The following is a 13215-nucleotide window of genomic DNA, read 5'->3' on the forward strand; positions in this document are numbered from 1 at the left end:
GGCCCGGACTCGTGCTTCCGACTTTCGGAATCGTCTTATGGGCGCGTTTTGCACATCTCCACAGAATTGTGCCCACACCCATCCAACACCGACCCACTCGACCCATACGGGGGCTCACTTATGCGGATCGCGATACTGCAGCGCGATGCGGCTCAACGCGGCCAGATCGAACGCGTACTTGCCCAGAGCGGCCACACCTGCCTGCTCTTCAGCGACGGCTTTGCGTTGACCAAAGCGCTTGCCGCATCGACGGTCGACATGCTGGTGCTGGACTGGCAAGGCACGCGGCTATCCGGCGCCGAGGTGCTCAAGACCGTGCGCGCGGTGAACGGCTGCCATATCCCGGTGCTGTTCGCCTCGGAAGACGCTTCGGACGAGAGCGTCGTGCATGCTTTTTCCGTAGGCGCCGACGACTACGTCAGCCTGCCGGTTTGCGCTCCGGTGTTCGGGGCGCGCGTCAATGCCTTGCTGCGCCGCGCGTTTCCCGACCGTTTCGAATCGGCATCGTTCGACACGGGGCCCTACCACTTCGACATGCGGCGCCAGTCGGTCACGGTAAACGGCAAGACGGTGCTGCTCTCCGGCACGCAGTACCGCCTTGCGTCGCTGTTCTTTGCCAACGTCGGGCGGCTGCTGTCACGTGACCATATCTATGCGGCGGTTTGGGGCCGCGAGCTGCAGACCTTGACACGCACGATCGACAGTCATGTGTCCCGCTTGCGCGTGCTGCTGGAAATCGACGATGAGAACGGCTACCGGTTGCAGCCCGTCTACAAGAGCGGCTACCGGCTGCTGCGCCTGCATGGCGGGGGCCGGTCGCTCGCGCGCGCCGCGGCGTGAGGGGCCGCGTTGATGCCGCAGGCATAAAAAAACCGGCGGTTCATTTCACACCGCCGGTTTTATCTGGATTCGAACCGGGAGTTTAGCGAGCGAGGCCCAGTCCCTGCAGCACGGCGTTGCCTTCCCGGGTCAGGCGGATCTGCGCGGCGCCCGCGGCTTCGCTGGGTACCGCTTCCACCAGCCCGGCTTCCCGAAGCGTCGGGATTTCCGGCTTGGCATGTGCGTCGATAGGCGCGTGCAGGAGCAGCAACAGCGTTGCCAGTTCGTGGTGGCTCAAGAGCCGGCGCAGCATCGTGCGTTTTGCGGGTTTCGCCGCAACTGTGCTCACGTTGTTCAATGCGTCCTGCCTGGTCGGTTCAAGCCTGCTCACGGGTACCTCCTGCTGCGTTTCTCTTCGGTCAGCGGATGATGCGGACGAAGACTTAAGCGATTCTTAAAACGGCCCCGCGAAAATGTGTCGCCGTGCTACACGACGTTACAGCGCGTAGCCGGATGTAACGCGCCGCCCTGTCAAGGTGCACAGGTTTTGCTGGCGGCCTCGATCCAGAGATTGGACGTGTGGCGTTTGCCGGCGTAGAAGCGGTACGTCGTGGTGCCGTTGTCGGCGCGGATCTTGATCACGTTCGAGTCGCCGAAATCGAGCATCTGGCCCTCGGGCAGCGGCGTGGTCTGGAAGCTTGCGCCATGTCGCGACGCCTCTACCGTCAAGCATGCGACCACGTCCTGGACCGACCGGCTGGTCGTCGTGTCGATCACGGGCTGACCGGAATCCGGGTTGCTCTGGAACCAGGCGCAGGCGCCCAGCGTGAGCGAAAAGGCAAGCGGCAAGACAAACTTCTTCATATCTCTCCTGAGAAATACGCGCGGCGTGTCGCGTGGGGCCCGGTTGGCCCGGAGCCAGCCGAAAGCAGCCGGAAATTATATCGGCAGCACGCGGCGTGCCGGGTCCGGCCGGGCACGGAGTTTTCGCTTCGGCAGGTTGCGCAGGCACGAGTGTTGCGGCCTCGCGACTGTCAGATTCCGGGTGAGCAAGCAGTCACACAACTTCCTATATTGCGAGATAGACTATCTGAGAGGTGCCGTTCCGTGATCTGGCGAGACGTCAGGGAGAATACACATGAACCGCCCGTCGATCCGCTTTCCTCTTCGTACTGTCGGCGCGGGCTCGCTTTTGCGATGGGTCAAGTGGGGATTCGTTGTCGGGTTCCTCATGGCCGTCGTCATCATTGCGCGCCTGATCCAGATCGAAATCGACACCTCGCGTCTGCAGGCGCGGTATCTGTCCGAATTGACGCGCGACATCGGCTACACCGTCGAGAGCGGCCCTAGCCACCGCATCCGTTTCCCCACTACCAACGGCCCCTATGACGTGCGGCTCGGCTATGCCGAACTGCCGGCGTTCGAGCAGCGTCTCGAGGCACGCGGCTTTGTCGTCGCGGAGCAGGTGCGCGATTCGGAGCGCATGCTCTCGCTCGCCGACGAAGGTCTCTTTCTCCCCTATGAAGAAAAGGACCAGGCGGGCGTCGCGCTGCGCGACGCCGACGGCGCCATGCTGTTTCATACGCGCTACCCGCAGCGCGCCTACGAGAACTTCGCCGCCGTGCCGCCGCTCGTGCGCGATTCGCTGACGTTCATCGAAGACAAATACCTGCTCGCCGAGGATCAGCCGAACCGCAATCCCGCCATCGACTGGGGCCGCTTCAGCCGCGCGCTCGTCGATCAGGGTGCGCGCCTCGTGAATCGTCATCAGCACATGCCGGGCGGCAGCACGCTCGCCACGCAGATCGAAAAGTTCCGCCACTCGGACGGCGGACGCACGGCGACGCCGCCCGAGAAACTGCGGCAGATCGCGTCGGCTTCGGTGCGCGCCTACCTGAACGGTCCGCAGACCATGCCGGCGCGCCAGCAGATTCTCGTCCACTACCTGAATTCGGTGCCGCTTTCGGCGAAGCCGGGCGTGGGCGAAGTGAACGGTCTCGGCGACGGCCTCGCCGCCTGGTATGGCCGCGACTTCCGCGACGTCAATCGCATCCTGAGCCAGCCGGTCACGGCCGCCACGCTCGACGAACAGGCGCTTGCGTTCCGCCAGGTGCTTTCGCTCCTGATCGCGCAGCGCGCGCCGTCGTACTTCCTGCAGCACGACAACGCCGCGCTCGCGAAGCTCACGGACAGCTATCTGCGTCTGCTGGCGAGCGGCGGCGTGATCACGCCCGCGCTGCGCGACGCCGCGCTCGCGACGCAGCTGACGTTCGACACCTCGCCGCCGCCGCGCACGAGCGCGACGGCGTCTTATGCCGACCGCAAGGCCGTGCTCACGCTGCGCACGCAACTGATGCAGACGCTCGGCCTGAAGACGCTCTACGACGTCGACCGCCTCGACCTCACCGCCACGGCGACGCTCGACGACAGCGTGCAGCAGGCCGTGAGCCAGCGTCTTGCCGCCGCGACGACGAAGGACGGCGCGCGCGCGGCCGGGCTCGTCGGCTTCGAGATGCTGCAGCCCTGGGACGATCCTTCGAAGATCGCGTACAGCTTCACGCTGTTCGAGCGGCGCAACGGCGAGAACCTCGTGCGCGTGCAGACCGACAGCGTGAACCAGCCGTTCGACATCAATTCGGGCGCGCGCCTGAATCTGGGCTCGACGGCGAAGCTGCGCACGCTCATCACCTACCTGCAGATCGTGAGCGACCTGCACGCGAAGTACGCGGCGCTCGACAGCAAGGAGCTGCAAGCGATCCAGCCCGACCCCAGCGACGCGCTCTCGCGCTGGGCGCTCGATTATCTCTCGAAGACGGACGACCGCTCGCTGCAGGCCATGCTCGAAGCGGCGGTGCAGCGCAAGTACTCGGCGAATCCGGGCGAGACGTTCTACACGGGCGGCGGCGCGCAGACCTTCAACAACTTCGAGTCGAGCGACAACGCGCAGATTCTCACGGTGCAGCGCGCGTTCCAGCATTCGGTGAACCTGGTGTTCGTGCGGCTGATGCGAGACATCGTCCACTACGAGATGATCCAGACATCGGGACCGCCTTCGCAATGGTTCGATGATCCGAACGTGCGCCGCGCCTACCTCACGCGTTTCGCCGACGGCGAGAGCCAGGTGTACATGAAGCGCTTCTACACGCGCTACCAGGGCATGAGCATCGACGACGCCGTCGCGACCCTGCTGCAGCACACGCGCAAGGGGCCGGCGCGCATTGCGACGGTGCTGCGCAGCACCGTGCCGGACGGGTCGCAGACGTGGTTCAACGCGCAGATGCGCGCGCAACTGAAGGGCACGAAGTTCCAGTGGCTCGACGACGAAGACCTTGCGAAATACTACGAAAAGTACGCGATCGACCGTTTCAACCTCAACGACCGCGGCTATATCGCAGGCGTGCATCCGCTGGAACTGTGGCTCGTGAACTATCTGCGCCAGCATCCCGACGCGACGCTTCCGCAGGTGCAGCAGGACAGCAAGGACGTGCGGCTCTACACGTACAGCTGGCTCTTCAAGACCCGCTACTACGCGACGCAGAACCGCCGCATCCGCCACATGATCGAGCTGCACGCCTATGACGCGATCGGCAAATCGTGGCGCGAGCTCGGCTATCCGTTCGACAACATCACGCCGTCGTATGGGGCGGCCATCGGTGCGTCGGGCGACCGGCCCGCGGCGCTGGCCCAGTTGATTGGCCTCGTGGCGAGCGACGGGCAGAAGCTGCCGACGCATAGCTTCGAATCGCTCGACTTCGCGCGCGGCACGCCTTACGCAACGCGTTTCGTGCACGCGGATGTGAAGCCGCAGCCGCTGATCTCGCCGGAGATCACGCAGGTCGTGCGCGAGCTGCTGGATTCGGTGGTGCAAGGCGGCACGGCGAAGCGTCTCGCCGACGGCATGACGTTCTCCGACGGCCATACGCTGCCGGTGTACGGCAAGACCGGCACGGGCGACCAGCGCTTCAACGTCTATGCATCGGGCGCGCGGCTGATCGAGTCGCGCAAGGTGAACCGCTGCGCGACCTTCGTGTTCGTGATCGGCGACCGCTACTACGGCACGATCACGGCGTGGGTCCACGAGCCGTATGCGGCGCGCTACACGTTCACGAGCGCGATGGCGGTGCAGCTGCTCAAGTCGATGGCGCCGGAGCTGCAGCCTTTGCTCGACCCGCAGGCGGCGCCCGCGGCACCGGCGGCCGGCGGAGCGCAGACGGCGGCGAAAAGCGGGCCGATGCCGGTGACGCTGCCCGGTCCGCAGCCGGTTACGCTGCGTCAAATTTCCTGGCAGGTGATCTCGGGGGATGCGGACCGGTAGTCTCGACCGCGCTTGATACGGATAAAAGCAAGCCGCTGAAAGAGAGGCGCCGAACGGCGCCTCTCTTTCATTTCGAAGCTCAGTACGTGCCGGCGGGCGGCGGGGGCGGCGAACCCGGGGGCGGCGGCGGCAGATACCGCTGCGCTTGCTGCGGCTGCGTCGTCACCATACGGCCCTGAACGGGAATCCGGTTGCCGTTCGCATACATGCACTGCATATAGGCGTAGTCATAGCGGCGCTGCACGTCGTAGGCCGAGCCCTGGGCGCTGCCCATACCGACCGCGCTACCCGCGAGCAGGCCCGCGCCCGCGCCGATCGCCGCGCCCTGGCCGCCGCCGAACGCCGCACCCGCCGCGGCGCCGAGCGCCGTGCCCACCACGGCGCTGCCGACTGCGCTATTGGTTGCCGCCTGATTGCTGCCTTCGCCGCCCACCTGCTGGTAGGCGAAGCCGCGGCAGTTGGCGTCGTCGGCGCGGAACTGGTCGAAGGTCTTGCCGCTGCCCGGCAATGCCATCACGCTCGGCCCCTGCGGGACGACGGCACACGCGCTCAGCAAACCCGCCGTGGCGAGGAGCGCAAGATAAGTGGTCTTCATGTGCAGCTCGATATCGTCAAAAGGTTCAGTTTCCGGGTGCCGTTTGCGCGGGAACCGCGCGCCAGCCCGACGAGCACTGCTTCACGTAGGGATAGTAGGTTTGGGTGGCGTCGCAGTAGTACCACGTGTCGTCGCCGCCGCCGCCCGGCCCGCCCGGGTCTTGCGAATACGACGGGTCGGGCGCGCCTCCTTGGGGCTGGCCCTGCTCGACGTAGTCCGGCGCCTGGGGCGGCGGCGCGACCACCACGGGTGCCGGCGCGTAGTAGTACGGCACGGGCGCGACGGGGTAATACCATGGACCGCCGACGCCGACGTAGACGCCGACATGCGACGCATGCGCTGCGCCGCTCACGCACGCGATGGCAGTCGCGGCGGCCCCGAGTAACAGTTTCGACCTTCTCACAACGATCTCTCCAGAGCGACAGGCGATGTGCGGACGCACACGCCATTCGATTATCGAACGCTATGACAACCCCGGGGCCAATGCAATTACCTGAATTGCACTGTTTTTTCGAGTTGTTACAGGGGACGGATGGTCTGCCGCAATTTCAGGCGATGGGGGCCGTATCGGCGCGCAACCTCGCGCATCGTGGCGCGATCGGCGGTTATAGGGCGTTTTGAAAGGAAATTGTCGGTAACACTCCGGGGCGCGGCCGGCGCGCGCCAAAGAAAGCGGCATTGCCTTGCCCCCTCAAAAAACCCCCTTGTTGAAACGTTTGCGTTATCGAAAACCCCTGGTCAAGTCGCCTGGCAGCGGGCCGATAAGACGTAGGTAGGACATGCCGCCAGGGAGCGCAGTACCGGACAAGAAGCATGTCCCGCCATCGGTAAATCGCGTGCAACACAGGGCGACCTCAGAGCGCCCATGAACAACAGATGAGAGAACCGCTTGTCAACCGGCAGGCGGCACACGGATTCCCTATCGATCCGACTGTGAACATTTGCGAGGGAAAAAACGATGGAACATTCGACGCCCGAACGTCAGCTTGAGTTGCATGAATTGAGCGCGGTGAGCGCCGCGCTGAACCGCGTGCAGGCCGTGATCGAGTTCGACCTGCATGGCACCATACTCCACGCCAACGAAAATTTTCTCTCCACCCTGGGCTATACGCTCGACGAAGTGCGCGGCAAGCACCACGGAATATTTTGCGATCCTGATTATGCGCAGAGCGCGGCGTATCGTCAGTTCTGGGAAAAGCTCGGCCGCGGCGAGTTCGATCGCGGCGAATACCGCCGGCTTGCGCGCGACGGGCGCGAGGTATGGATCAATGCGTCGTACAACCCGGTAATCGGCGAGGACGGCCGCCCGTACAAGGTCATCAAGTTCGCCACCGATGTCACGGCCGCCAGGCAGCAGCACGTGGAGTACGAAGGCCGCATTCGCGCCATCGACAAGGCACAGGCGGTGATCGAATTCGACACGTCCGGCAACGTGCTGCATGCCAACCAGAACTTCCTCGACACGCTCGGCTATCGGCTCGACGAGATTCAAGGCCGGCATCACCGCATGTTCTGCGAAGAGGCGTATGCGACGAGCGCCGAGTATCGCGAATTCTGGGCCAAGCTCAATCGCGGCGAGTACGATGCGGGGCGCTACAAGCGCATCGCCAGGGGCGGTCGCGCGGTATGGATCCAGGCCACCTACAACCCGATCTTCGACGTCAACGGCCGGCTCTACAAGGTCGTGAAGTTCGCGATCGACGTGACGCTGCAGGTGGAACTGGAGGACAGCGTCAAGCGCCGCGCGCAGGAAGATCAGTCGAAGGTTGAAAAGCTGCTGGCCGTGGTGAGCCGCGCCGCCTCGGGCGACCTGACGGGCGAGGTGGACGTAGATGGCAAGGATCCGATCGATCAGCTTGCGGCCGGCATCAAGGGCATGATGAGCGATCTGTCCGGCGTGATCGGCAAGGTGGTCGATTCGGCGGGCACGTTCAAGGACTCGTCGCAGGACATCGCCGCGCGTGCCGATACGGTGGCAAGCGGCGCCCAGCTGCTGGGCGCGACGGTGGAGGAAATGAACGCCTCGATCGAGGAGCTGACCGCCTCGATCAATTCGATCGCCGACAATTCGCGCGGCGCCGACCAGCTCGCGAAGGACACCCAGCAGGAAGCGGAGCGCGGCGCGAAGGCCGTGGCGCGCTCGATCGAGGCGATGGAGCTGATCAACCGTTCGTCCGAAGACATTGCCGAGATCATCAAGGTGATCGGCGAGATCGCGAGCCAGACCAATCTGCTGGCGTTCAACGCGGCCATCGAAGCGGCGCGCGCGGGCGAGCACGGGCTCGGCTTCTCCGTGGTGGCGGACGAAGTCCGCAAGCTCGCGGAGCGCTCCTCCCAGGCCACCAAGGAGATCTCGAAGCTCATCAACGAGTCGGTCAAGCGCGTGGCGCAGGGCAGCGAGATTTCGAAGCAGGCGGGCGAGGCGTTCGAGAAGATCGTGGCCGGCGTGAGCCGCACGACGCAGGCAATTTCCGAAATCTCCTGCGGCGCCGACGAGCAGCTCGTCGCGGCGCGCGAAGTCAGCACGGCGATCCAGCAGGTGGCGGAGGAGACCGAGAAGTCGGCGGGCGCCTGCGACACCATCGCGCGTGCGGCGGCCTCGCTGAAGGGCGGCGCGGAAGGGCTCGACAAGACGGTAGCGCGCTTCGTCGTCTGAGTGCCGGGAGACTGCCGTGGATTTCGACCAGGACGTCGAGCCGGCGGTCCGTCGCGCCCTTTTCGAACAGGTGCGCCGGCACACCGGCATTGCGATGAACGATCGCAAGTGGACCATGCTGAAGGGGCGCCTGCGCCGCCGGATCATGGCGCTCGATCTGCCCGACTATCGCGACTACCTGCGCGTGCTGGATACGGACGCCGAGGAGGTGCGCGGTTTCATCGACCTCGTGACGACGAACGAGACGTCGTTTTTTCGCACGCCGCGCATCTGGGAGTACCTCGCGAACGAGTACCTGCCGAAGTGGGCCGCCGCGCATCCAGGCACGCCGTTGCGCGTGTGGTCGGCGGCGGCCTCGAGCGGCGAGGAGGCGTGGTCGATGGCGATGCTGTGCGAGGAATTTCGCGCGCGGCATCCCGCGTTCCGCTATGCCATTGTCGGCACCGATATTTCGGACGGCATTCTCGCGAGCGCGGCCGCGGGCCGTTACGGCGGCCGCAGCATGGAGGGGCTGCGGCAGCATCATCCCGCGCTGCTGCAGAAGTATTTCCGCAGCGAAGGCGGCGAGATTGCCGTGAGCGACGCGTTGCGCGCGCAGGTCGCGTTCCGCCGCCACAATCTCTATGACGCGCCGCGCGACGTCGGCGCCTTCGATCTCGTGCTGCTGCGCAACGTGCTGATCTACTTCGACGTAGACGGCCAGCGAGCCGTGCTGGCGAACGTGCGCCGCGCGATGCGTCCGGCAGGGGTCCTGATCGTCGGCGAATCGGAGTCGCTCAGTCGCGTCGCGAATGGCTTCGCGTTCGAGCAGCCGCTCATCTACCGTCACGAGGAGCGCGATCATGAGCAGCTCGCGTGACGTGCAGGTGCGGATGTGCGAGCTGGCGGTTGGCAGTGCTGAGGACTCGAAGATCCTGCGCGCCACGCTCGGATCGTGCGTCGGCATCGGGCTCATGTGGCGCGAGCGCTCGCTGTACGGCCTTGCGCACTGCCTGCTGCCTCAGCCGCCGGCCGATGTCCGCAAGCGGGCGGCGGACCCCGGCCGGGCCGCGCCCAGCGCGAAGTACGTGATCGAGGCGCTGCCGGCGCTGCTCATGCTGATGAACGCCGAGCACGCGCCGGATGGCCAGATCGAGGCCGTGCTGGCGGGCGGCGCCAACATGATGCACTACCGCACGCAGATCCACGAGCCGATCGGCGAGCAGAACGCCCGGGTCGCGCAGCAGCAGCTCGCGCTGGCGAAACTGCGCGTGGTGCACGTGGACGTGGGCGGCGAGTGCGGCCGGCAGTTGACCATCGACTGCCAGCAACATCAGTACATGATTCGCCGGTTCACCCGGCCCATCTGATACGGAGCTTCGAGATGAATCATCGTTCGCTGGCCGCGGGCGGCAACGTCGAGCTGTACGGATCGTTTCACCTGGCCGGGACGGAGCTTGCGCTGCCCGTCGCGGCCTTGCAGGAGGTCGTCAACCATCCGGATGCCTTCACGCCGGTCCCGCTCGCGCCGCCTTATCTGCTTGGCCTCTTCAATCTGCGCGGCACGCTGATTCCGGTGGTGGATCTGCGCCAGCTCCTTAGCCTGCCGGTGGTGGGAGATAGCGCCGCGCGCAAGATCGCCATTGTCGAGACGGATGGTACGCGCGTGGGGTTGCAGTTCGACGGCACGGGGGAAATCCTGCGCGTGCCGGCCGATCAGGTGATTGCGGTGGAGATGGTGGAAGGCAGCCATGCTTCGGCCGTCGGCGCGGTGCTCAAGCTGGACGACGGGGAGCGCATTCTTCAGGTGCTCTCGCCGGCCGCGCTGCTCGGCTTGCGCGACGTGCCGCACCTTGCGAAGGCCGAAGAGCGCGCCACGCAACGGTGCGCCCAGCAGGGGCAGCGGCGGCAGAACGTGTCGTTCAAGGTAGGCGGAACGGCGCTCGCGCTGCCGATGGGCGCGATCCAGGAAATCATCCGTGTGCCGGCGCTGCAGCACTCGCCGTTCGCCGACGATGTATGTATCGGACTCCTGAACCTGCGCGGCGCCACGGTGCCGGTAATCGACTTCTGCGCGTTCCTTGGCTTCACGCGCGAGGCGCAGGGCGGGGTTGCGGCGGACGAGCGGCGCATTGTCGTGCTCACGCGCGGCGATCAGCATTTCGGACTGCTGGTGGACGAAGTGGCGAGCATCGTGGCATGCCGCGAGGACGAGTTGCTGCAGATGCCGTCGTATGGCAGCCCCCATCGCTCGATGTTCGCGGGCTATCTCGCGACCGATACGAACACAGGCGTGCTGCTGATGGACGCCGACGCCCTGTTCGCCAACGAGCGCATTGCGACGCTCGCGGCAGGACATCGCGATCTGTATCGCAGCGCGGCGGCCGGCACGGGCGCGGCAGGGGGGAGCCAGAAGCGCGGCGGCACGCGGCAGACGCTCGTGACGTTTCGCATCGGGCATCTGATCGGCGTGCGCATTGGCGAACTGCGCGAGGTGATCGACTATCGCGACGACGTGGTCAGGACGCCGGGGCTGCCCGACTTCGTGCGCGGCGTGCTGAACCTGCGCGGCGAACTCGTGACGGTGATCGACGTGCGTTCGATGTATGCCATGCCGCCCTACGAGGATCTTGCGCGCGCGAAGATCCTGATCGTCGAGCATCGCGCGGAAAAATACGGACTGCTCGTCGATTCGGTGGAGGACATCGTGACGCTCAACGGCGGCATGCAGATGGCCGTGCCCACGGCGCTCACGCGCGGCGGCGGGAGCGCCCGCAACGACATGCGCGAGGCAGTCGAACTGCCGGGCCAGGGCACGGTGATGCTGCTCGATCCGGCTTCGCTTTGCGAGCGCGTGGCGGAGGCCGTGGCGGCGTGAGGCTCAGGTGCGCTCGCGCTCAGGCTTCGAGCGCGAGCGTCGCGAACGTGGCGAGCCAGTGCTCGCCCATGTAGTCGCCCGCCACGTGATCGAGCGCGGCGTCGAGATGCGTCTGCGCGGCTTCGCGCAGCACGGCGGCGCGCGCATCGCCCTCGGGCAGCGCGCGCGCCAGCGTGCGCTGGCACCATGCGCGGCTCAGGTTGAGGCCGTCGAGGTGGGCGATCTTGCCGTCGCTGCGGTCGGTGACGGTGGCGGGCGTGAAGAGCATGGCGGGCGCCCGCGTAGCGAGGTCGGGCAGGAAGGCGCCGAACCATTGGACGAATTCGTTGCCGGGCAGCACCCGGCTCATCAGCACGGCTTCCATCAGTGCGGGCGAGAGGAACTCGTCGCCCGAAGGCTCCCACGCCTGGCATTCCGCGTCGGCTTCGTGCCAGCGCCGCGCAGTGTCCGAGATGAGCGTCGCGAGCGTGTCGCGCCCGGTCTGGCGTGCAAAATCGAGCGCGAGCGTCAACGCGAATGCCGTGTTGAAGTGCGTGCCCACGCGCAGCGGATACGTTGCCTTCGGCAGAAATGCCTCGAAACGTTCGACGAAGGCCTCCGTAAGCGGCTCAAGCGCGCTTGCCCAGCGCGCGGCCTCGGGCGTCGGCATCGAGTCGAGTTGCGCCGCGAGTGCGAGCAGCCAGCCCCAGCCGTAGGGGCGCTCGAAGCCGCGATTGTGCGGCAGGTCCAGGTAGGCGCGTTCGCCTGCCATCTTCCCTTCCGTGAAATGCTCGTCGATGACGGCGACGATGCGCGGCGCCTCGGGCAGGTCCGGAAAGCGCGCGAGCAGATGCGCAACGAGCCAGTAGCCGTGCACGCAGGAATGCCAGTCGTAGCTGCCGTAGAACACCGGGTGCAAGGCGCGCGGTCCCTGCACGTCTTGCGGGCCGGCGAGCGAGTGCGTGAGCTTGTTCGGATACTCGCGCGCGAGATGCGCGAGAGCGAGCGAGGCAAAGCGGGAGGCGTGCGCCGCGGTGAGCGTATCGGACATGGTGGAGCGTGAGGGCGGAAACGGAGCCGTCAGCGTAACGCAGATTCAGCCGGCGGGCGCCGAGCCGGGGGCACTGTCCGTCTTGCGCGCCATGCGCTCGCGTTCGAGCTTGCGCACGGCGTCGCCCACGTCCTGGCTGAACTGCGCGAGCGCCGCCAGTTCGAGATTCGGCGGCTGCAGCGCCGGCCACAGCACGTCGACGAGCCGCTGCGCCGTGGCGTCGATGTCGGTCCGGCGGCGGCCCAGCGTCGCGTCCCAAAGCACGTGCTCCATTGGCCCGAACACGAGCGAGCGCAGGAGCCGCAGCGGCATGTCGTTGCGGATCTGGCCGCTTTCCTGGCCGCGCGCCAGCACGCGCATGAGGGGCGCCGTATAGCGGCGCTGCATTTCGACCAGCGCTTCGCTGAGGTCGTGATGGCGCGTGCGGCCTTCGGAGAGCACGAGCTCGCAGATGCCCGTGCCGCTCTCGAGCATCAGCCGCAGATGCATGCGCACGATGAATGCAAACTGCTGGCGCACGGTGCCGTCGCGCGGCATGCCGGCCTCGATGGCCTCGATCGATTCGTCATACCAGTCGCCGATCACGCGCGCGCACAGCTCCCGCTTGCCGCGGAAATAGCTGAACACCGTCGCCTCGGAAATGCCGAGCCGCTGTGCGATCTCCGCCGTGGTCGCGCGCTCGTAGCCCTTTTCGGAGAACACGTCGCGGCCCGCCTGAAGGATCTCCTTCACGCGCTGCTGGGACTTGCGTCCCGCGGGCTGCCGGCGGGAGGCGGGCAGGGCGGCTCGGGTGGCGGCTGGCATTCTGAGTATGGGTCAGTTATCGGGTAACGGAAGATTCATTATCAGCGAATTTCTACGCTTGCAATCAAGAAATATAGGCGAATCTCAAGATTTGAGCCTTACTCAATATTCTCTATTGACGTATACGTAAATCTGGCGT

At 65.9% G+C, this 13215-nt stretch carries 12 protein-coding genes; 6 read left to right on the forward strand and 6 right to left on the reverse strand.

The genetic code is table 11. The features are described from left to right. Positions 1-120 precede the first annotated feature (120 nt). Positions 121-840: a response regulator transcription factor gene (locus tag BAC01S_RS12465; RefSeq protein ID WP_027795065.1), complete on the forward strand. Its 720-nt coding sequence runs from the start codon at positions 121-123 to the stop codon at positions 838-840. A gap of 82 nt (positions 841-922) precedes the next feature. Here the strand turns inward: BAC01S_RS12465 and BAC01S_RS12470 are convergent, their stop codons facing one another. Together BAC01S_RS12470 and BAC01S_RS12475 are read right to left on the reverse strand one after the other, a co-directional pair. Then, positions 923-1132: a hypothetical protein gene (locus BAC01S_RS12470; protein ID WP_043202138.1), complete on the reverse strand. Its 210-nt coding sequence runs from the start codon at positions 1130-1132 to the stop codon at positions 923-925. A gap of 218 nt (positions 1133-1350) precedes the next feature. Continuing rightward, on the reverse strand, positions 1351-1683 hold the full coding sequence (locus tag BAC01S_RS12475) for a hypothetical protein (RefSeq protein ID WP_027795067.1): 333 nt from the start codon (positions 1681-1683) through the stop codon (positions 1351-1353). 274 nt (positions 1684-1957) lie between these two features. Between BAC01S_RS12475 and BAC01S_RS12480 the strand changes: the two genes are divergently transcribed. Then, on the forward strand, positions 1958-5134 hold the full coding sequence (locus tag BAC01S_RS12480) for a transglycosylase domain-containing protein (protein ID WP_027795068.1): 3177 nt from the start codon (positions 1958-1960) through the stop codon (positions 5132-5134). A gap of 79 nt (positions 5135-5213) precedes the next feature. Here the strand turns inward: BAC01S_RS12480 and BAC01S_RS12485 are convergent, their stop codons facing one another. Together BAC01S_RS12485 and BAC01S_RS12490 are read right to left on the reverse strand one after the other, a co-directional pair. Then, the gene (locus tag BAC01S_RS12485; RefSeq protein ID WP_027795069.1) at positions 5214-5729 is read right to left on the reverse strand and encodes a YMGG-like glycine zipper-containing protein; all 516 of its coding nucleotides are present in this window, start codon (positions 5727-5729) and stop codon (positions 5214-5216) included. A gap of 25 nt (positions 5730-5754) precedes the next feature. Continuing rightward, entirely contained in the window at positions 5755-6132 is a 378-nt protein-coding gene (locus tag BAC01S_RS12490) for a hypothetical protein (protein WP_027795070.1), read from the reverse strand. A gap of 555 nt (positions 6133-6687) precedes the next feature. On the opposite strand from BAC01S_RS12490, the gene BAC01S_RS12495 reads away from it, so the two are divergent. Genes BAC01S_RS12495 through BAC01S_RS12510 form a run of 4 tightly spaced genes read left to right on the forward strand, consistent with a single transcriptional unit; the run spans position 6688 to position 11242 of the window. Further along, positions 6688-8385: a methyl-accepting chemotaxis protein gene (locus BAC01S_RS12495; RefSeq protein ID WP_027795071.1), complete on the forward strand. Its 1698-nt coding sequence runs from the start codon at positions 6688-6690 to the stop codon at positions 8383-8385. A 16-nt stretch (positions 8386-8401) separates the two neighbouring features. Further along, positions 8402-9244 carry a CheR family methyltransferase gene (locus BAC01S_RS12500; RefSeq protein ID WP_027795072.1) on the forward strand — a complete coding sequence of 281 codons (843 nt, stop codon included), beginning with the start codon at positions 8402-8404 and terminating at the stop codon, positions 9242-9244. Then, a complete protein-coding gene (locus tag BAC01S_RS12505) occupies positions 9228-9734 on the forward strand; it encodes a chemotaxis protein CheD (protein ID WP_027795073.1) in 507 nt (168 codons plus the stop codon). Before BAC01S_RS12500 ends, BAC01S_RS12505 begins: the two co-directional genes overlap by 17 nt. A gap of 14 nt (positions 9735-9748) precedes the next feature. Beyond that, positions 9749-11242, forward strand: a complete 1494-nt coding sequence (locus BAC01S_RS12510) for a chemotaxis protein CheW (RefSeq protein ID WP_027795074.1) — start codon at positions 9749-9751, stop codon at positions 11240-11242. Positions 11243-11261: 19 nt separating this feature from the next. On the opposite strand, the gene BAC01S_RS12515 is transcribed toward BAC01S_RS12510, so the two are convergent. Next, a complete protein-coding gene (locus BAC01S_RS12515) occupies positions 11262-12272 on the reverse strand; it encodes a DUF2891 domain-containing protein (RefSeq protein WP_027795075.1) in 1011 nt (336 codons plus the stop codon). A 45-nt stretch (positions 12273-12317) separates the two neighbouring features. Then, entirely contained in the window at positions 12318-13076 is a 759-nt protein-coding gene (locus BAC01S_RS12520; RefSeq protein WP_027795076.1) for a TetR/AcrR family transcriptional regulator, read from the reverse strand. Between the last annotated feature and the right edge of the window lie 139 nt (positions 13077-13215).

The organism is Paraburkholderia acidipaludis NBRC 101816, from assembly GCF_000684975.1.
GTDB lineage: Bacteria > Pseudomonadota > Gammaproteobacteria > Burkholderiales > Burkholderiaceae > Paraburkholderia > Paraburkholderia acidipaludis.